The sequence below is a fragment of the Actinoallomurus vinaceus genome (assembly GCF_039542055.1).
GTDB lineage: Bacteria > Actinomycetota > Actinomycetes > Streptosporangiales > Streptosporangiaceae > Actinoallomurus > Actinoallomurus vinaceus.
Map to the genome: position 1 here is coordinate 383,032 of NZ_BAABHK010000002.1, position 20,131 is coordinate 403,162.

A 20,131-nucleotide genomic window follows, 5' to 3' on the forward strand; every position below is an offset into this window, starting at 1 on the left:
CTCATGCACAAGATCGCCTATCGGGGGGCGGACGGCTGTGCCCTGCACGCCACGGTCGTCGGTGAGGGCCCGGCGCTCGTCCTCCTGCATGCCGGTGGTCCCGACCACATGAGCATGCTTCCGATCGCTCGTCGGCTCACGGACCGCCATATGGTCGTGCTTCCCGATATCCGTGGCTACGGCCGATCCGTCTGCCCGGACCCGGCCCGCCACACATGGGCGCAGTACACCGATGACCTCATCCGGCTGCTGGATCACCTCGACCGCCCCAGCGCCGTGCTGGGCGGCGCAGGCCTGGGATCGACGATCACGCTTCGCACGGCCGCCGCGCACCCCACCCGGGTCGACGCCGCCGTGCTGATCGGAGTCGAGGACATCGAGGACGATGCCGCCAAGGAGGCCGAGATCCGCTTCCTCGACGAGTTCGCCGCACGGGTCGCGGCCGACGGCATCGAAGCCGGATGGGAGCCCATCCTCGCGCAGTTCCCACCCGTCGTCGGAGCCATGGTCCGCGACGCCATCCCCCGCTCAGATCCGGCCAGCATCATCGCCGCGGCCGCGATCGGCCACGACCGCAGCTTCCACGACGTCACCGAACTGGCCGTGATCACCGCACCGACCCTCGTCTTCCCCGGAACGGACGCGCGCCATCCCACCGCACTGGCCGAGGAGGTCGTCAAGACCCTCTCGAACGGACGGATGGCCGCGGAGCCTGTCTCGTTCGATCTCCACACCGCCGAGGACCTCGCTCAGGCGGTCGCCCCTGCCATTCGGGACTTTCTCAATACGTGGTGAGCGACGTTCGAAGAAGGTCGGAACATCAGCGCCGAGAGCGGCGGGGACACGCCTTCGCCTGGGCCAGCAGCGCGCGCATCTGTAGCACGGCGTGGGCCGGGTTGCGCAACGGGGTCGAGAAGGGCAGGCGTACGTCGTGGTGTCCGCCCGCCCGGCGAAGGCGTAGGACGACGCCGTAGCGGTCCAGCCGCAGCGGGTCCACGCGGGTCACGCCGAGCAGGAACCGGCGGTCGACCAGCTGGACCAGCAGCTCGACGGCGTCCCCGTGGGCGCCGGCGAGGTGGGTGAGCAGTTCCGCCTCGGTCGCCGCGAGCGGGTCCGGCTCTACGGCGGCCAGCTCGTCCACCTCCAGCTGGAACCGCCGCCCGTCGTGCTGGAGCTCGGCGGTCACCGTCTCAAAGCACAGGGCCTCCGCGCTCGCGCCCTGACGGTCGAAGCTCAGCCGGCCGCCCAGCAGGACGCGGGCGCGGACCCGGTCGGGCACCGACACCGGAGCGACGTCGGTGAACTGCAGCGAGGCCGCAAGGTCGCCGCCCGGCGCCCAGGCCACCTCCGCTCCCACGTGGCTGTCGGCAGGGACCGTGAGCAGCAGGCGGCCGGGCCTCTCCAGCGCGTGCAGGCCGACGAGGTCGACGCGGTGTCCCTCGGTGCTCAGGGTCAGGGACCGGGCCGCCACGAGTACGGAACGGACAAGCTCGGCGGGGGTCGGTTCTGCGATCGGCGCCGCGGGGTGAACGGTGGCGGACATCCAGCCTCCCTAAATAAGGTAAGCCTAACCTTAGTCACTGCGGGGATGCTCGCGAACAGGGGACCATCCCGAAATGCCTGCGGGCCGAGGCCGACCACACCGCGTACGACTGCCACAGCGGCACGAGATCCCGGTCCCGTGCGACGTCCAACTCGTGGTCGAGTACTAGTCGGGCTCGGCATAAGGTTAGGCTCACCTAAACTCATGGGTGAACCACAGCCAAAGGAGCCTCAGGTGTCTCTTCGGCGTCGCGGCACAGCCGCCGTCGCTCTCGCCGTCGCCGCCCTCCTGTCCCTCGGGGCATGCGGCGCTGGATCCGCCGCGAACGAGAAGGAGGGCAGCGCCGGGACGAAGGACAAGAAGTCGGTCGCGAAGGGCGGGAAGGACTTCGCGGCCGCCGCGGAGAAGACCGCGGCGATGGGGACGGACGCCAAGCCGGGCGAGTGGCCGCGGACGATCACGCACGCGATGGGCCGTACGGTCATCAAGGCGCAGCCCAGGCGGGTGGTCGTGCTGGACGTCGGCGAACTCGACAACGTCGTCTCGCTGGGAGTGAAGCCGGTCGGGCTGGCCCCGACCGAAGGGTCACCGGCGCTGCCGTCGTATCTGAAGAACGACGCGGGCACGCCGAAGAACGTCGGAACGATCAACAGCCTCAACCTTGAGGCGATCGCCGCGCTCAAGCCCGATCTGATCCTGGGCAGCCGGCTCCGCGCCGCGGACTCCTACGACGAGCTGTCGAAGATCGCCCCCACGGTCTTCTCCATCCGCCCCGGCTTCACGTGGAAGGAGAACTACCTCCTCAACGCGGCGGCGCTCGACCGGACCGCGCAGGCCAAGGCGAAGCTCGCCGCGTACGACAAGAAGGCCAAGGCCCTCGGGGAAAAGCTGGGCGCGAAGAAGCCGACCGTGTCGATGGTGCGTTACATGCCCAACGGTGTCGTCCGGCTGTACGCGAACGCCTCCTTCATCGGCACCATCCTCAAGGACGTCGGCATCCCGCGCCCGAAGAACCAGGACATCAACGACCTGGCAGCCGAGGTCAGCGCCGAGAACATCGACAAGGCCGACGCCGACTACATCTTCACCGGCGTGTACGGCGACCCGAAGGCCACCGACAAGAGCAAGGCCCAGAGCAACCCGCTGTGGAAGAACCTGAAGGCGGTCAAGGACGGCCACGCCTACGACGTGCCGGACGAGACCTGGTACCTGGGGCTGGGCGTCACCGCGGCCGACGCGGTCCTGGACGACCTGCAGAAGTACCTGACGGCGTGACGGCCCGACCCCGGAAGAGAGCGTGAGCGCGGCGCATGTCGCCACCGACCCGTCGCCGCGCCGCCTGGCTGCTGGTGGCCACCCTGATGCTGCTCATCGCCGTGCTGCTGAGTCTGGCGGTGGGCAGCCGGCAGATCGGCCCTGGAGAGGTGTTCCAGGCCCTGCTGCACGGCGGGACCAGCGACAACGCCCAGGTCGTGCGGTCGCTGCGGGTGCCCCGCACCGTCATCGGCGTACTGGTCGGCGTCGCGCTCGCGCTGGCAGGGACCGTGATGCAGGGCGTGACCCGCAACCCGATCGCCGAACCCGGCGTCCTCGGCGTCAGCCAGGGAGCCTCGGTCGGCGTGGTGTGCGCGATCGCCTTCTTCGGCGTGCACACGCTGGTGGGTTATGTCTGGTTCGCATTTGCGGGCGCTGCGCTGGCGGCGGTCGGCGTGTACGCCGTCGCCAGCGGCGGGTACCGCGGTGCCTCGCCGGTCAAGCTCGCCTTGTCCGGCGCCGCGATGAACGCCTTCCTCGCCTCCGTGGTCTCCGGGATCGTCACCACCAACGCCCGGGCCTTGGACGAGTTCCGCTTCTGGCAGGTCGGCTCGCTCAGCGGACGTAGCAGCGAGGTCATCGGTCAGGTCTGGCCGTTCCTGCTCGCCGGTCTGCTGCTGGTCGCGGCGGTGTCCCGCGGGCTGGACGCCCTGGCCCTCGGCGACGACACCGCCGCGGCTCTGGGCCACAACGTCGCCGTGCTGCGCGCGCTCGGCGCGCTCGGCGCGACCGTGCTCACCGGGGTGGCGGTGGCCGCCGTCGGCCCGATCGCGTTCACCGGCCTGGCCGTCCCGCACATCGCGCGGGCCCTGGTCGGTGCCGCGCACCGCTGGGTGCTACCACTGGCCGCGCTGCTCGGGCCCGTGATGCTCCTCGTCTCCGACGTGCTCGGCCGTATCGTCTTCCCACCCTCGGAGGTGCCGGTGGCCGTCATGACCGCGCTGCTCGGCGTGCCGTTCCTCATCGCGCTCGTACGACGCAAGGCGGTGGTGACCGCATGAGCGAGCGAATCGATGAGCTCCGCGCCTCTGGTCCCTCCAGCGAACGCGGCCGCAGGATCCGCGCGATGTCGACGGCCATACGCCCGCCCGGTCATGCCGTACTCCGTCTCGGGCGCGGCAGCCTCCTGGTGCATCGCCGGGCCCTCGTGGTCGCGGTGGCGCTCGCCGTGCTGCTGGCGTCGGTCGTGGTCGCCTCCCTGTGCGTCGGCGAGTCCTTCGTCTCACCGGTGGAGGTCTGCCGGGTCCTGCTGGGCCGGCCCAGCCCCGACCAACTCGTCGTCGGCACCCTGCGGCTGCCACGCCTCGTCGTGGGCGTGCTCGCCGGGGCCGCCTTCGGCGTGGCGGGCGCCCTGATCCAGACCGTCGCCCGCAACCCGCTGGCCAGCCCCGACGTCATCGGTGTGACGCACGGCGCGGGCGCGGCGACGGTCGCCGCGATGAGCTTCGGCGTCGTCTCGTACAACGCCCTGCCGTACGTCGCCGTCGGCGGTGGCCTCGCGGCGACGCTGCTGGTGTACGTCTTCGCGTGGCGGCGCGGGCTGCACGCCTCGCGCTTCGTGCTGGTCGGCATCGGCGTCTCGGTCGCCCTGGGCTCCCTCACGCAGTTGCTCCTCACCAAGGGCGACTACCTCGTCGCGCAGCAGGCCAAGGTATGGCTGACCGGCTCCCTCAACGGGCGCGGCTACGACCAGGCGGCACCGCTCGCCCTTGTCCTGCTCCTGGCACTCCCGGCCGCGCTGTGGGCGGCCCGCGCCCAGCGCGGCGCGTCCTTCGACGACGACACGGCCACCGCCCTGGGCGTACGGCTGGACCAGGTCCGGCTCGGCCTGGCCGCGCTCGGGGTCGTCCTGGCGTCGGTGGCGACCGGCGCCGCCGGGCCGGTCGACTTCGTCGCCCTGCTGGCACCGCAGATCGCCCGCCGCCTCACCCGTACGATCCAGATCCCCCTGCTGTCCTCCGCGCTGACCGGCGCCCTGGTCGTCGTCGTGGCGGACCTGCTCGCCCGCCGTTTGTTCGCCCCGATCGAGCTGCCGGTCGGCGTCCTCACCGCCGTGGTGGGCGCCCCGTACCTGATGTGGCTCATCGTCCGCACCCGCAGCCGTTCCGGAGGCACCACCCCATGAGCCGTACCAGCCGCCTCACGGCGCGGGACCTCACCCTCGCGTACGAGGACCGGACCGTCGTCGACGGCCTGGACCTGGAGATCCCCGACGGGCGGGTCACGGTCGTCGTCGGCCCCAACGCCTGCGGCAAGTCCACCCTGCTGCGGGCGCTCGGGCGGCTCCTCAAGCCGCGCCGCGGCGCGGTGCTGCTGGACGGTGCCGAACTCGCCCGCCTCCCCCGAAAACAGATCGCGCGGACCGTGGGCGTCCTGCCGCAGTCGCCCACGCCCCCGGACGGGATCACCGTCGCCGACCTGGTCGCACGCGGCCGCCAGCCGCACCAGACGTGGTGGCGGCAGTGGTCGGAGGACGACGAGCGGGCCACCGCGGAGGCGCTGGAGCGCACCTCCACCGCGGACCTCGCCGAGCGGCCGGTGGAGGAGCTGTCGGGTGGTCAGCGCCAGCGTGCGTGGATCGCGATGGCCCTCGCCCAGGACACCGATCTGCTGCTCCTCGACGAGCCCACGACGTACCTGGACATCGCTCATCAGGTGGAGGTACTGGACTTGATCCGGCAGCTCAACCATGAGCGCGGCCGAACCGTCGTCGCCGTCCTCCACGACCTCAACCAGGCCGCCCGCTACGCCGATCACCTCGTCGCCATGAAGGCCGGCCGCATCATCGCCCAGGGCCCGCCGCGTGACATCGTCACCGCGGACCTGGTCCGGGAGGTCTTCGGCCTGACGTCCGTCGTCGTCCCGGACCCGGTCACCGGCGGCCCGCTCGTCGTACCCGGCATGGCGTGGCAGCCCGAAGCGGAGGAAGACCGCGTTCGGTAGCCACAGAGCGGCCGGGCCGCACCTCGTGAGGTCAGAAGGCCTCGTCGAGACTGACCGTTCCCTCGACCGCGACCTGGTAGGCCGAGACGCGACGTTCGAAGAAGTTGGACAGTTCCTGCACGTCCTGCAACTCCATGAACGCGAACGGGTTGGCGGTGCCGTACCGGATCGGCATGCCGAGGCGCGCGAGGCGCTGGTCGGCGACGTTCTCCAGGTAGGCGCGCATGTCGGTGGCGGTCATGCCGGGCAGGCCGTCACCGCACAGGTCGCGGGCGAAGGCCAGCTCGGCGGCGACGGCCTCCTCCAGCATCGCCGTCACCTGGCCGGTCAGTTCCTCGTCGAACAGATCGGGCTCCTCGGCGCGTACGGTGTCGACGACGCTGAAGGCGAACTCCATGTGCATCGACTCGTCCCGGAAGACCCAGTTCGTACCCGAGGCGAGGCCGTTGAGCAGACCGCGGGAACGCAGCCAGTACACATAGGCGAAGGCGCCGTAGAAGAACAGGCCCTCGATGCAGGCGGCGAAGCAGACCAGGTTGAGCAGGAACGCCCGCCGGTCCTCCCGGGTCCGCAGCCGGTCCCTCGCGCCGAGGGAGTCGATCCAGCGGAAGCAGAACTCGGCCTTGTCGCGGATGGAGGGGATGTTCTCCACCGCGGCGAACGCCTTGGCGCGTTCGTCATGGTCGGGCAGGTAGGTGTCGAGCAGGGTCAGATAGAACTGCACGTGCACGGCCTCTTCGAACAGCTGCCGTGACAGGTACAGGCGCGCCTCGGGCGCGTTGAGGTGCGTGTAGAGGTTGAGCACCAGGTTGTTGGCCACGATCGTGTCGCCCGTGGCGAAGAAGGCCACCAGCCGGTTGACCAGGTGCACTTCCCCGGGCGTGAGCCGGGACAGGTCGGCCAGGTCCGAGTGCAGGTCGACCTCCTCGACCGTCCAGGTGTTGCGGATCGCCGCGCGGAACCGCTCGTAGAAGGCCGGATAACGCATCGGCCGCAGGGTCAGGTCCATACCGGGGTCGAGCAGGCTCATTGGCAGGCCTCGCAGGTCTCGGGGTTCTCCAGGGAGCACATGACCGCTTCCTGGACAGGGGCGACGGTCGTCTGCGCGATCCGAGTGGCGGGTCGCGATCGCAGGTAGTAGGTGGTCTTGAGGCCCGATCTCCAGGCGTAGGCGTACATCGAGGACAGCTTCCCGATGGTCGGGCTCGCCATGAACAGGTTCAGCGACTGGGACTGGTCGACGTAGGGCGTACGCGCCGCGGCCAGGTCGATCAGCGCCTTCTGCGGGAGTTCCCACGCGGTGCGGTACAGCCGCCGCAGCTCCTCGGAGAGCTCCTCGATCTGCTGCACCGATCCGTCAGCGCGCTTGATCGCGTCGCGGACCTGCGACGTCCACAGCCCGCGCGCCTTCAGGTCCGCCACCAGATAGGTGTTGATCTGCAGGAACTCCCCCGACAGGGTCTCGCGTTTGAAGACGTTGGACACCTGCGGCTCGATGCACTCGTAGCAGCCGGCGATGGAGGCGATGGTCGCGGTCGGCGCGATCGCGACCAGCAGCGAGTTCCGCAGCCCGACCTCCCGGATCCGGGCCCGCAGCGCCTCCCACTCGGCGGCGTGGACCGGGTGGGCGTCCGGCCAGTGGTCCGGATGCAGGACGCCGCGGGCGGCGCGGGTCCGGTCATAGGAGGGGTGCGGGCCGTACGTGGCGGCCAGCGCGGCCGACTCCCCGTAGGCCGCGAGCGCGATCTCTTCGGCGATGCGCGTGGAAAGCGCCAGCGCCTCGGGTGAGTCGAAGGGCAGCCGCAGCCGGAAGAACACGTCCGCCAGGCCCATCACGCCGAGCCCGACCGGCCGCCACCGCCGGTTCGCCTTCGCCGCCTCCGGCGTCGGGTAGAAGCCGCGGTCGATCGTACGGTCCAGGAACCGCACGGCCGTACGCGCCGTGGCCCGCAGCCCCGCCCAGTCGACGCCGTCCTCGGTCACGTGGGCGGCGAGGTTGATCGAGCCGAGGTTGCACACCGCGGTCTCGGCGTCGCCGGTGACCTCCAGGATCTCGGTGCACAGGTTCGACAGGTGCACGACGTTGCCGGGCTCGGCGGTCTGGTTGCAGGCGCGGTTCGCGGCGTCCTTGAACGTCATCCACCCGTTGCCGGTCTGCGCGAGGGTGCGCATCATCGCCCCGTACAGCTGCCGCGCCGGGACCTGCCGGACGAACCGGCCCTCGGCCTCGGCCGCCCGGTACGCACGGTCGAACTCCTCCCCCCACAGGTCGACCAGCTCCGGCACCTGCTTCGGGTCGAACAGCGACCAGACCTCATCCGCCTCGACCCGCCGCATGAACTCATCCGGCACCCAGTTGGCGAGGTTGAGGTTGTGCGTACGCCGTGCGTCCTCACCCGTGTTGTCCCGCAGCTCGAGGAACTCCTCGACGTCGGCGTGCCAGGGTTCGAGGTAGACGCACGCGGCGCCCTTGCGCCGGCCGCCCTGGTTGACCGCCGCGACGCTCGCGTCCAACGTCCGCAGCCACGGCACGATCCCGTTGGAATGCCCGTTCGTGCCGCGGATCAGCGAACCCCGGCTCCGGACCCGGCTCCAGGAGATCCCGATGCCGCCCGAGTACTTGCTCAGCCGCGCGACCTGGCCGTACCGCTCGTAGATCGTCTCCAGCTCGTCACGCGGGGAGTCCAGCAGGAAGCATGAGGACAGTTGCGGGCGGGCGGCGCCGGAGTTGAACAGCGTCGGCGAACTCGGCAGGTACGCCAGCCGCGACATCAGTCCGTAAAGCTCCGCCGCCTCGGCCACGGTCTCGGCCAGCCCGCACGCCACCCGCAGGAAGAAGTGCTGCGGCCGCTCCAGCACCCGCCGCGTCGTCGGATGCCGCAGGAGGTAACGGTCGTAGACGGTGCGGAGCCCGAAGTAGGTGAACCGGTCGTCGGCGCCGTGGTCCACCAGGGCGTTCAGGGCCGCCGCGTTACAGGCGACGAACTCCGCGGTCCGCTCGTTGAGCAGACCCTGGTCATGGGCCGCCGCGACGGACTCGGCGAACGTCACCGGCCCGGTCTCCTCCGCGATCAGCAGGGCCAGCAGCCGAGCCGCCACCGCGGAATAGACGGGGTCGGCGACGACCAGCACGGCGGCCCGCCGTACGGCCTCGGCCAGATCACCGGCTCCGGCGATGAGCGACGGATCGGCATCCGGCAACCCGGCGCAGACGCCTTCGACCTCGGCCGCGACCGTGGTCTCGGGGGCGGCGACGGCCGTGGGGGACGCGACGATCTGTTGTGTCACGTGCTCTCTCCTCGCGAGCTTCACCCTCGCGGAAAGGACGCGCACGGATGACAGGCTCCGCCGCCGACCCTCCCACGAGGCCTGGACGACCGCGCGCTTTCGCGCACGGGTCACTGGCAGGTCTTCGGACTCGCGGGCACCGCACCCATCCATCAGGCGCGTCCTACAGACCGTCGCTTCCCAGGCCCGATCGAGCCCAGTGCCATTGACGGCGGTCGTTCCCACTCACCGCTGCGGGGCAGTCCCGGAATCTCACCGGGTTCCCTCTTACGACACCCGCCACAGAAGCCACGGGTGAACCAGCAACACGAGAACCATACATGTAGTGGTGATGTAAGCACATCACCCCTAGATATTGGGTGTGTTGCCGGAGGGCATGCGAGCCCGGGCATGCCGATCGCCGTACCGGCACGGCATCGGCGGGCCACCGCCATGGCTCCACGGCGCGGGCGACCCAGCCGTCGGGCCGCCGAATCAGGCGGACGCCATTCCGGGACCGTAGCGCTGTGCGGGCGTGCAGCGCGGCTTTTGTCCCGGTGTTTGGATGTTGGCTATCTTCCAGGGATTGATTATGCTTTTGGCGTGGGCAGAAGCGCCTGCCCGAGCCGAGCATCGGCTGCCCATGCCGCTGATGTGTTGATGGCCAAGGTGGCTCCCGTCCCAGCGCGGTTTTCCGATGACCACCGGTGTCCGCGAGCCGGAGGCGCATGGGGCTTTCCGGCGAAGAGGGAAAGCACCGATGGGTCGTAAATGGCTTCCCAATCTTGGGCGGGCAGGGGGAACGGTCACGGCTCTGGCCGCTTCGGTCACGGCCTATCAGGCGAATCCGTTCCTCGGCTGCATACTGGCCGGGATACCCCTGGTCTTCCTCGTTCTGCTGGCGCTCAGCGTGTGGACCGCGGTCAGGGAAGATGATCCCGACAAACGAGAAGCCGGTCTTCGGGTGGCCTGTCTGCTCCTCGGCGCCCACGCGAAAGACTATCTGCCGTCGCGCCGTTCGTCCGGCGTGCGATCAGCGACAGGTGCCGGCGAGCCGACGTGAGCGTGCGATCCTGGTCACGGTTTTCGTGCGACGACGCAGCGTTCCCAACGCGGATCTGCGCCGGCGGTCCGGGTCCCTTCCGTTCGCCAGTCTTCCAGGAAGGCGAGGCCGGGTCCCGTGTTCGGACCCGGCGGGATGACCTGCAGGCCGTCCACAAATCGGCTGATCTGGGCGTCGGATCGCGGCTGTACCTCGGTGACCGTCACCGCTTGTACGTGCTTTTGGAATGTCCTGACCGCCGAAGAGGCATCGCCGTCGAGCGTGAGATGTGAAAGCACGAGGAAGCTGCCCACCGCGGCCGTCTGGATGCACCGGTCGACTATTCCCTGAGGATCGTCGGCGTCGGCGACGAAGTGCAGAATGGAGTTGAGGAGGATCGCGATCGGGCGGCTCATGTCGATGGTCGACAGCAGGTCGGGATCGCCGAACACAGTCTCCGGATCCCGTACGTCGGTGTGGACCACCTTTACCCGGTCGCGTTCACCGAACATGGCCCGTTTGTGTGTGACGGCGACGGGGTCGTCATCGACGTAGACGATACGTGCGGCAGGGTGCACGGACATCAACTCGTCAGGTGTGGCGTCCGGGGTGATGAGGCCGATGCCGAAATCGATGAACTGGTCGATGCCCTGCGTTTCGGCCAGCCACTGAATCGATCTGCGGTGGAAGTCGCGGCTCGTTCTCGTCGCATCGGCCACGTCCGGAACTTCGGCTCTCAGTTCCTCGGCTGCTTGACGGTCGGCCGCGAAGTTGTCCTTCCCGCCGAGGTAATAGTCGTACATTCGGGCCAGGTGGGGCGTCGTCGGGTCGACTTGGAGCCGGGTGATGGCCCGCACCGGTATCTCGAGGCCGACGTCGATTCGCCGTGGCCGGTCGCCGGCGAACTCCCAGCCCCGCCGACGCAGCGTCCGATGGATCCTCGCCGGCGGGCACGGCTCGGTCGTCGAGACGCCCGTGTCCCAGCTGGTGAAGGTCCACGAACCGTCGCGTGGGTCGAGCGTGCGGAGCCCGGGGTCGTTCACCTGCACGGTCCATGTGTCGCCGGCGAGGATGCGTGCGACCCGTGGCGTCGTCTCGTCGCCGGGCTCTCGGCTGCGCTGTTCTCTGATGCGGCGGACGGCGAGCGCGTGCGGTTCCCCGGAGGCGTACTTCCTCGCGCGGGCGGCTTTGCGCCGGTTATGGCTGCGACCCATCGGTGCTTTCCCTCTTCGCCGGAAAGCCCCATGCGCCTCCGGCTCGCGGACACCGGTGGTCATCGGAAAACCGCGCTGGGACGGGAGCCACCTTGGCCATCAACACATCAGCGGCATGGGCAGCCGATGCTCGGCTCGGGCAGGCGCTTCTGCCCACGCCGAAAGCATAACCCTCAGATCTCATCCGCGCGCCTGGACTGGAGTCCCTCAGCATCCGTCCACCAAGCTTCACCGCGGCGATCACGGCGCCGGTCGGTGGCCTGCCGGCGGGCGCTCAGGAGATGCCGTAGCGGGCGGCGACGATCGAGGGCCGGTCGACCGGGCGCCCGGCGTCGATGGACAGGGCGAGCCGGAGGTACTGCGCCTCGGCCCAGGCGAGCGGCGCCGCCGAGCCCGTCGCGCCACTGAAGGTGAACCCATACTGGTCGGCCCGGTCCCACACCTGTTCGGGGATCAGATAGCCGGCGTTCGCACTGTCGGCCATGGCCTTCAACTGTGCGGTCGCCGACCGGCCCGCGGCCAGTTCGTACTCGCCGCGCTCGCCGGACAGCAACGGCCACGCCCGGCCGGTCGGGTGGCCGTGGCCGGCGGGCCAGCCGGTGCCGTCATCCTGGCTCTCGCCGTAGGAGTCGTGGTTGTAGCGGTGCCAGTACACGTCGCCGTTCGGGGCGGTGACCGAGTCGACCGCGTCGAGTTCGGGCAGGGAGGCCGTCACATCGCCGTAGGACGCGGGGCGGACGCCGAGCCGCACCAGGTCCAGGAAGCCGCCGTCGACGATGTCGCGCTCCCACCAGGTGCCGTCGGCGAAGGTACGGGCGAAGGTGTCGTTCGGGTCGCTGTCGTGCTCGATCCGCTCGTAGTAGGAATGGTCGCCGAAGTACCCGGTCGTGGTGAACGTCTTCCCCTCGAGTGAGTTCCGCCACGAGTCGGCGGTGTTCTCATACGTCGTGGCGCTCGCGGTGTCGCCGTTGCGGCGGGCGATGTCGCCGGCGCAGACCAGGCCGGCGATCTCGGCCGCGACGGTGGACGGCGACAGGCCGCCCTGTTCCTCCCAGCGCTCCCCCGGCGTGGCGGGGCCGAAGCTCACGATGTGGTCGGCGGTCAGCTTGATCTTCGACCAGGTGGCCGAATCCGTGAGCCCGGTCTGCCAGGCCAGGACGATCGGGAACGCCTCCTCGTCGAGTTGCTCGCAGCAGCCGAGCTGCTGCGGGGTCGCGCCGCTCACCCCGCCGACCGGCGAGTAGCGGGGGAAGGACCCGGGCCCGTAGGTGACGCCGTCGCCCGGGGTCCACGCGGTGATCTGCTGACGGTTCCACAGCCACTGGGCCATGCGTTTCGCCTGCGCGGCGTCGCCGGCCGCGAGCAGGGCCGTGCCCTGCTGGTACAGGTCGCGGGCCCAGACGCGGTGGTAGCCGTCGTTCAGCGCGCCGCCGTCGACGTAGTCGCCCCAGGGCGTGGCCAGGGACGCGACGTTCGCGCCCGGGAAGGTCTTGTCCTCCAGGCCGTGCAGCGTCATCAGGCCCACCAGGTACGCGCGGCGGCGCGCCGTGTCGCCGGACACGCTCGCGGGCACGGTCTTGCCGCTCAGGTAGCCGTGCCAGCCGGACCCGTACGACGACTCGGCCGAGGCGAAGCCCGCCGACAGCGACGCGGTGGCCGCCGAGGCCGCGGCCGTACGGTCGGCGCCGAAGCCCAGCGCGAGCGTGAACGTCGTGTCCGTGCCGACCGGGACCTGGCCGGCCTGCACGATGTTGCCGGCGCTGCTCGCGGTGTCGTACTGGCCGGTCAGCCGCTTGTTGGCCCGCAGGTCGGTGAGGCCGTCGCTGGAGGCGCCGCTGTAGCCGCTGGTGTGCGTGGTGAAGCCGGCCGAGGACTTCAGTGCCGAGGCCACCGTCGACCCGAACACGGCCTGCCCGTCCGAGGCGACCAGCGCGCCGTTCGCGGCGTCCCACGCGCCGGTGTCATTGCCGCCGCTACCGGCCAGTGAGGGGTTGAACAGCGCGTACAGCTTGTACGCGCCGCCGTCCAGCGACTGGAAACGCGTCCTGATGAGCAGGGTCGAACGGGCCGGGTCGGTCACATACGTCTCGGTCAGCCGATAGCGGCCGCTCGTCGCCGTGTTGGCCACGGTGTATTCCGGCGACCTCTCGTCCGGCATCGACACCGTGTGCGTGGTCGCGTCGCGTTCGAGATCGGTGAAGCTCGACCCGTCGGTCACCACGTACTGCAGGTCCTGCACGTCAGGCACGTCGGTCCGGGGATAGAAGACCTCGGAGGTGACGCCCTTGGCCACGGTGAACCAGACCTTGGAGGCCGCGCCGGTGGCGGTGCCGAGCGAGATCTTGTCGCCGGTGGTCCAGGAGGAGCCGCCGCCCGGCGCGCCGGGCGCGTCACCGGCCGCGTACGCCGTTCCCGACCCCGTCGCGACCGCTCCCAGCAAGAGCGCCGTACCGAGCCGACCAAGCCGCGCACACCAGCCCATGGCAACGCTCCTCAACGCTCCGTGACAGACCGCCTGCCCGAACATAAGCGGGATCGGGAGTCGCCACAAGATCCACCCGTGGCCACGTGGTGGGTGAGCCCGGGAAACCCGAAGGCACCCGATCGGCTCGGCCGGGCTGTGACTCACTGCCAGGTCAGCTCGCCGTTCCCGCGAACCGTGCGGCCGTCCCGAGTGAGCACTCCGATCGTCCCGACGCCCCGTAGCCGTCCTGAGCCGTCGGGCCGGACCGTGAGCGTACGGCTTTCGAAATGCCCATCCCCGCCGCACCGCACCCGGCCGTCAGCGGTGGGTTCCACGCCGAGCAGCCGCAGGTAGCCCAGCAACGGCTGGGCGTGACTGTGCAGGTTGGCGACGGGATAGGCCTGCATCGCGACGCCGAGCTCCGGCAACGCCCACGTCTGCCCGGGACGATCGCTCTCCGGAGCCAGGTAGGCATCCGGACCGGAAAGTGTGCCCGCCCACGTGTCCGGATAGGCCGCCGAATGCGCGTGCAGGGTCATGCGCCGCCATTCGTCCCACGCGAGGTCAGGATCGTGTCGTGCGGCCGCCCAGATCAGGGTCATGTTGATGGAGAACCATACGGAACCGCGATTCCCCTCGCTCGGCGGCCAGCGGACCCGCGCGCCGAGCGGTGACCCCTTCCGGCAGGTCTCATCGATCGTGGTGAGCAGCGCCCGTGCCCGCGTGGGGTCGGCCGCGCCGCACAGGATCGCCCACGGCTGTACTTCCAGCCAGAGATCGTTGTCGCCGACCGGCTCGGCGCCGGGGCCGTACGCGCGTCGGAACCAGCGGCCGTTCCATTCGTTCGCGACCCGCTCGCGAAGGTCGGCCGCACGTACACGGGCCTCCGCGGCGGTGGCCGTGTCGCCGAGCCGCTCGGCGAGTCCCGCGTACACCGGAAGCACCCAGGCGGCCATCGCCGAGTTGAGCACCGACTCGCCGTGCTCGATCATCGACTCCCGGTCGATCCCGGTCTCGCTGAGCGCGAGGTCGTTCCAGTCCGCGTTCAGGATGCGCACGTGACCGTGCTCGCCCACACCCACCTCGTCGGCGAAGAACCGGAACTGACGCCGGAGGTTCTCTTCGAGCGGTACCGGGTCGGCATGATGGCAGGGGTGATACGGCACCGGCCGTGCGAAGGCGTCGAGGTCCCCGGTCGCCGCGGCGTACTCGGCGGCCAGCCACAGCGCCCACAGGTTCTGGTCGGACGGCCGGAACAGACCGGTCCAGGGTCGTTTGCGGCCGTCGAGCGCGTATGGCAGGTCGCCGTCCGGGCTTCCCCAGGCACAGGTGTTGCGAAGCACCGACAGGGCGAGATCGGGTTCGATGTAGACCAGCGGCAGCGCGTGCTGCAGCGGGTCCCGCGCCGCACCGTTGAAGCCGTGCCGGAACGAGTACGCCGAGCCCTGGTCGAGAGTGTGACCGCCGAGGACTCCGTCGACGCACGCTCCCCCGGTGAGAACGGCCGCATGCCACGGGACCTCGGCGGCCGCCTCCGGTGCCCGCCGCGCCGTCGCCGACGGGAGCCGTTCCCGCAATGCGGCCAGGCTGCCGGAGTACAGCGCGACGGGGTCCACGGGCGAACACCCGTCGTCCAGCCCGAACCGGAACCACAGCGTCCGGCTTTCGCCCGGCGCCAGGCCGACCTCCACCGTGACGGCCAGCGGTCCCGATTCGGTCATGGCCCGCTCGCCGCCGACGTTCTCGAGCAGAACGGCTTCGCCTTCCGCCGCGGCGCCGTCGCGGCGCGGGCCGAACTCCAGGTCGACCAGGCGTGGGTGTACCACCCACTCCTCGGACAAAGTGCGGCGCAGCGCGACGTCGCCCTGATTGACGACCTCGACGCGGATCAGCACCCACGGCATCTGGCCCTCAGGGCACAGCACGGTGCGCTCCAACGCCGTGTCTCCGTCCGCCACACGGACCCGGGAGAAGGTCGGCCCGAACACTCCCGTGCGCGCGCCCTCCGTGGACAGTCCGCCCAACCGCGACACGCCGGCCCGTTCGGTGATCCACCGACATCCCGTGTGCTCATCCCACAGGCCGCTGCGCCCCTCAGTGTCCGCCACCAGAGTGATCCGGCGGTTGCCCAGGTGCACCCGGTGCCCGCCCCTGGGCGGGTCGATGATCGGATCCCAGGTCGTACCGGCGTCCCGGTAGGCGAACGCGGGAAGGCCTTCGGCTCGCGTCCAATGCCCGAACACACTCATTTCAACGCCTCCCAAGGACAGACCGGACAGGGGGCCTACGGGGCTGTCAACTCATTCGTACAGCCCCGGACCCGCACTGTCTCGCGGCAGGAGCGAGGCCCCGCTTCGCGTCGAGCCGCGTCGTCATCCGCGGCTCGCCGTGGCGCGTCCTTACGGCGGAGGGCTGAAAGGGTGACGATGGACGATGGCTACTGGATGGACTACGGCGACGGCTGGCCGCCTCCGCCAGAGGCCTCCGGACTGCGCCCGCGGCCGTCGCGTCCCCGCCGTCTCCTCCGGGCATTACGGCTGCACGGTGGCCCGATCATGGGCTGCGCCGTCTGCCTGTGGTGGTCGCTCCGTGAGCTGCTCATCGTGCTGTTGAGGTGACGAACCTTGCTGAGGGCGATGTGGCCGGCGAAGGCCACCACGAGCGCGTTGAGGGCGGGGATTCCCACGTGGAGGAAGTATCCGGTGGCGCCTGCGCCGGCCCAGGAGATCAAGCTCGCGGGAACCCACTCGGGAGCGTCGGGGGGAAGACGTCCTCGAACCCGGGACGACTCCAGCTCCGCGCGCCAGGTGCCGACCACGTAGTACTCCGCGATCATGATGCCGGCCACCGGCGGGATCACGATGCCGAGGATGGTGAGGAACTCGATGAAGTGGTGCAGGAGCCCGGTCGCCGACAGCACCGCCCCCAGGGCGCCGATCACGATGGTCAGCCGACGGCGGCTGACGCGCCGGCCGACCAGAGCGTCGATGGCATTGACCAGTCCGAGCGTGGAGGAGTACAGGTTCCAGTCGTTGATCTTCAAGACGGACGCGGTCAGGATGACGGTGCCCCACAGGCCGCTCGTCATCGTCACGATCGCGACGACGTCGACGGTGCGCAGTGCGTGGGCCAGCAGCACACCGATGAGCCCGATGAAGAACTCCCCCACCGTGATCCCGACCAGGGTCTGCTTGACGACGTCACCGGCGGTGCGGTTGTAGCGGGTCATGTCCGGCGTCATCACGGCTCCGACGATGAACCCACCTGCGACGAGCGTCGCACCGGCCGCGAGCGAGAGCGGCGCGCCGGCCGGCGGGGACCAGATGAGGTCCTGCAGCGAGAAGCTCGCCAACTGGCGCCCGACCGCCCAGGCGGCCAGGGCGACGAACGCGGGCACCGTGACGTACGCCACCCAGGCCATGCCGTGGAAACCGAACATCACGATCACGGTGACGCCGAGGCCGCCGATGAGCGACCAGAGCGCCACGGACGGACCGCCCAGCAGTGAATGCAGTCCTCCGGCGAAGACCGCGTTCTGCACTCCGAACCAGCCGATCAGGCTGACCGCGATCGTCAGGCCGACGATCGCGGATCCCTTGGTGCCGAACCCCGTCCAGCGCGCGAGCACGGACGTCGACAGGCCCTCACGGGTTCCCGCGATGCCGACGAAGATCGAGACGATCTCCAGCAGTACCGAGCCCAGAGCGATCGCGAGTACGGCTCGCCAGAAGGTCATCCCCAGTCCCAACGTCACCCCGAGCAGGAATTGGGAGAGCGCGGAGAGCTGACCGAACCGCTGGGTCGCCACCGACCACCAGGAGTAACGGGCCGAGTCCGGTACCCGGTGGAGCGAGTAGTCCTCGGCGGCGGCCGACTCGTCGAGGTACGCCGCGGGTTTCATCACCGTCCTCCCCGCCGCAGGGCTGATCAACTCTGGACCCGTCACGTCGCGTCCGCCGCCTTATCGACGTTTCCGCAGCTCACATGTGGACTGGGCACTATTCGGACAGCCTATGATTGCGCCATGGGCCGGTCGGATTCGGGGGGCCGAGGCCATCGAAGCAACCTTCCTCAGCAGCTGACGACCTTCATCGGTCGGCGGGACGAGCTGGCGTACGTCAAGAGCCAGCTCGCGGTTCATCGTCTGCTGACGCTGACCGGCGTGGGAGGTGTCGGGAAGACCCGTCTCGCCCTCCAGGCCGTGGAAGATCTGAGCAGCGGCTTCCCTGACGGGGTCCGGTTCGTCGCCCTGGATCGGCTCCAGAACCCGGAACTGCTCCTCCACACGGTCACGGACGCCCTCGGGCTACGAGACGAGGCCGGCCAGTGGGATCTGCCCGCGCTCATGGCCCATCTGGAGGACGAACGCCTGCTCCTCGTACTGGACAACTGCGAGCACCTGCTCGACGCCTGCGCGTCGCTCGTCACCGCGGTACTGCGGCGGACTCAGAGTGTTCGGATACTCGCCACCAGCCGAGAGGCACTGGGGATCGCCGGGGAGCGGATCCTCGCGCTGCCACCGTTGTCGCTCCCGGATCGGGACGGTCCGCCCGTCTCGCCGAAGTCCCTCGCCAGGTACGACAGCGTACGGCTCCTCGTCGATCGGGCGGCGTTGGTGAGCGAAGGATTCACCATCGATGAGGACAACGACGCGTTGCTGAGCGAGATCTGCTGGCAGTTGGAGGGGATCCCCCTCACCATCGAGCTCGCGGCGGTCCGGCTCCGTGCCATGTCGCCGCAAGAACTGCTGCACAGGCTGAAGAACAGGTTCCGGCTGCTCGCGGCCGGATGGCCTGACGTCCCTCCCCGCCAGCGGACCCTCTACTCGCTCATCGACTGGAGTTTCCAGCTGTGCACTCCGCTGGAGCAGCGCGTGTGGGCACGGTGCTCCACGTTCCGGGACGGGTTCGAGCTGGAGGCCGCGGAAGCGGTCTGCTCGGACGGCGACCTGCGCCCGGACACGGTGTTCGAGGTGCTGAGCGGGCTGATCGACAAATCCGTGCTGTCCCGGGAGGAGAGCCGGCGACGAAGCCGCTACCGGATGCTGGAGACGCTGCGCGAGTACGGCCTCGGCCGCCTCGCCGAGTCCGGTGATACCGATGAGCTGCGGAGACGGCACTGGGACTGGTATCGGCGTCTGGCCCAGGACGTGGCGGAGGGATCGTTCGGCGCGGACCAGCTGATCCTGTTCTCCCGGCTTCGCCAGGACCACGCCAACCTCCGCATCGCGCTGGAGTACTGCCTGGGCGACCCCGATCGGGTGGAGACCGGGCAACGGATGGCCGCGGGCCTGAGCTACTACTGGCAGGTGACGGGCCTCCACGGTGAGGGGCGTCGCTGGCTGAACCAGGCGCTCGCGCTCGACACCCGCCCGACCCGCACACGCGTCAGGGCCCTGTGGGCCGACGCCTGGCTCGCGCTCATGCAGGGAGAGCTGAGCACCGCGCGCCTGCTGTTGAAGGAGAGCGGCACACTGGCCGAAAGGCTGCAGGACGAGAGCGGCAGCGCCTGGGTGGCCCAGCTCACCGCCTACGCCGACATGAACGACGGCAGGCTCGCCGAGTGCCGGTCCCTGTATCAACAGGCCCTCTCGGCCCACCGCGCTCTGCACGACGAACCCGCCGTGGTGCTCACCCTGATCCGGATGGCGATCCTGGCGGCACTCACCATGGACGTCGAGGCGGGGCTCGGCTACTGCCGAGAGGGACTCGAGTGGTGCGAACGCAACGAGGTGCGTTCCCTGACCTCGAACCTGCACTGGGTGCTCGGCATCCTGCGCTGGCGATGCGGCGACACCGCCGGAGCCGTCGCGGCGGAGAAGGAGAGCATCCGGCTCACCCTGCCGTTCGATGACCCCATGGCCCTGGCCCGCGCCCTGGAGGTGCTCGCCTGGGTCGCCGCCACGGACGGACAGGCGGAGAAGGCCGCCACCCTCCTCGGCGCGCTGGACGGCCTGTGGCGTTCGTTCGGCGGCGCGCCATTCCTCTACCTGCGGGGCTTCCACGAGGAGTGTGAGACGCGGGTTCGTTCCACCCTCGGCCCCGCCGCCTACCGCTCCTCCTTCGCGCGGGGGGCGGCGATGTCGTACACCGACCTGCTCGGTCACGTGCTGGAAGACGAGTCTCACGCGCCAGAAACACAGGCCCGCCGCTCGTCGCCCCTCACGCGCCGCGAAACCCAGATCGCCGAACTCATCACCGAGGGCATGAGCAACAAGGAGATCGCCGCCAAGCTGATGATCGCTCAGCGCACCGTCGAGGGCCATGTCGAGCACATCCTCACCAAGCTCGACTTCGCCTCCCGGGTCCAGATCGCGACCTGGACCGTGACGGAGGGGAAGTGAA

The 20,131-nt window shown here is 69.9% G+C and carries 14 protein-coding genes and 1 riboswitch; of the genes, 7 read left to right on the plus strand and 7 right to left on the minus strand.

Features of this window, described 5'->3' with window-relative positions; all coding sequences use genetic code 11:
- Positions 1–3: 3 nt before the first annotated feature.
- Positions 4–795: an alpha/beta fold hydrolase gene (locus ABEA24_RS07905; RefSeq protein ID WP_345430004.1), complete on the plus strand. Its 792-nt coding sequence runs from the start codon at positions 4–6 to the stop codon at positions 793–795.
- A gap of 25 nt (positions 796–820) precedes the next feature.
- On the opposite strand, the gene ABEA24_RS07910 is transcribed toward ABEA24_RS07905, so the two are convergent.
- Positions 821–1,543: a DUF2470 domain-containing protein gene (locus ABEA24_RS07910; RefSeq protein WP_345430005.1), complete on the minus strand. Its 723-nt coding sequence runs from the start codon at positions 1,541–1,543 to the stop codon at positions 821–823.
- Between the two features lie 234 nt (positions 1,544–1,777).
- On the opposite strand from ABEA24_RS07910, the gene ABEA24_RS07915 reads away from it, so the two are divergent.
- The 4 genes from ABEA24_RS07915 to ABEA24_RS07930 are packed head-to-tail and all read left to right on the plus strand — an operon-like array spanning position 1,778 to position 5,800.
- Entirely contained in the window at positions 1,778–2,818 is a 1,041-nt protein-coding gene (locus tag ABEA24_RS07915; protein ID WP_345430006.1) for an ABC transporter substrate-binding protein, read from the plus strand.
- Positions 2,819–2,853: 35 nt separating this feature from the next.
- Positions 2,854–3,858, plus strand: a complete 1,005-nt coding sequence (locus ABEA24_RS07920) for a FecCD family ABC transporter permease (protein ID WP_345430007.1) — start codon at positions 2,854–2,856, stop codon at positions 3,856–3,858.
- On the plus strand, positions 3,855–4,982 hold the full coding sequence (locus ABEA24_RS07925; RefSeq protein WP_345430008.1) for a FecCD family ABC transporter permease: 1,128 nt from the start codon (positions 3,855–3,857) through the stop codon (positions 4,980–4,982). The genes ABEA24_RS07920 and ABEA24_RS07925 overlap by 4 nt, the downstream gene beginning before the upstream one ends.
- Positions 4,979–5,800, plus strand: a complete 822-nt coding sequence (locus ABEA24_RS07930) for an ABC transporter ATP-binding protein (RefSeq protein ID WP_345430009.1) — start codon at positions 4,979–4,981, stop codon at positions 5,798–5,800. Before ABEA24_RS07925 ends, ABEA24_RS07930 begins: the two co-directional genes overlap by 4 nt.
- Before the next feature lie 31 nt (positions 5,801–5,831).
- Here ABEA24_RS07930 and ABEA24_RS07935 read toward each other — a convergent pair whose 3' ends face one another.
- Together ABEA24_RS07935 and ABEA24_RS07940 are read right to left on the minus strand one after the other, a co-directional pair.
- Positions 5,832–6,830, minus strand: coding sequence for a ribonucleotide-diphosphate reductase subunit beta (locus ABEA24_RS07935; protein WP_345430010.1), 999 nt, complete (start codon positions 6,828–6,830; stop codon positions 5,832–5,834).
- Positions 6,827–9,088 (minus strand): ribonucleoside-diphosphate reductase subunit alpha, encoded by a 2,262-nt coding sequence (locus ABEA24_RS07940; RefSeq protein ID WP_345430011.1) that lies wholly within the window; start codon positions 9,086–9,088, stop codon positions 6,827–6,829. The genes ABEA24_RS07935 and ABEA24_RS07940 overlap by 4 nt, the downstream gene beginning before the upstream one ends.
- A 98-nt stretch (positions 9,089–9,186) precedes the next feature.
- Positions 9,187–9,407, minus strand: a riboswitch (cobalamin riboswitch).
- A 357-nt stretch (positions 9,408–9,764) separates the two neighbouring features.
- Between ABEA24_RS07940 and ABEA24_RS07945 the strand changes: the two genes are divergently transcribed.
- Entirely contained in the window at positions 9,765–10,130 is a 366-nt protein-coding gene (locus ABEA24_RS07945) for a hypothetical protein (protein ID WP_345430012.1), read from the plus strand.
- Between the two features lie 14 nt (positions 10,131–10,144).
- Here ABEA24_RS07945 and ABEA24_RS07950 read toward each other — a convergent pair whose 3' ends face one another.
- The 4 genes from ABEA24_RS07950 to ABEA24_RS07965 all read right to left on the minus strand — a co-directional run bounded on the left by ABEA24_RS07950 (position 10,145) and on the right by ABEA24_RS07965 (position 17,688).
- The gene (locus ABEA24_RS07950; protein ID WP_345430013.1) at positions 10,145–10,966 is read right to left on the minus strand and encodes an SAM-dependent methyltransferase; all 822 of its coding nucleotides are present in this window, start codon (positions 10,964–10,966) and stop codon (positions 10,145–10,147) included.
- A 631-nt stretch (positions 10,967–11,597) separates the two neighbouring features.
- Positions 11,598–13,805, minus strand: coding sequence for a glycoside hydrolase family 15 protein (locus tag ABEA24_RS07955; RefSeq protein WP_345430014.1), 2,208 nt, complete (start codon positions 13,803–13,805; stop codon positions 11,598–11,600).
- Positions 13,806–13,948: 143 nt separating this feature from the next.
- Positions 13,949–16,036: a GH36-type glycosyl hydrolase domain-containing protein gene (locus tag ABEA24_RS07960; RefSeq protein WP_345430015.1), complete on the minus strand. Its 2,088-nt coding sequence runs from the start codon at positions 16,034–16,036 to the stop codon at positions 13,949–13,951.
- Between the two features lie 200 nt (positions 16,037–16,236).
- Positions 16,237–17,688, minus strand: a complete 1,452-nt coding sequence (locus ABEA24_RS07965) for a purine-cytosine permease family protein (protein WP_345430016.1) — start codon at positions 17,686–17,688, stop codon at positions 16,237–16,239.
- A 123-nt stretch (positions 17,689–17,811) separates the two neighbouring features.
- Between ABEA24_RS07965 and ABEA24_RS07970 the strand changes: the two genes are divergently transcribed.
- Positions 17,812–20,130, plus strand: coding sequence for a LuxR C-terminal-related transcriptional regulator (locus ABEA24_RS07970; protein ID WP_345430017.1), 2,319 nt, complete (start codon positions 17,812–17,814; stop codon positions 20,128–20,130).
- Position 20,131 lies beyond the last annotated feature (1 nt).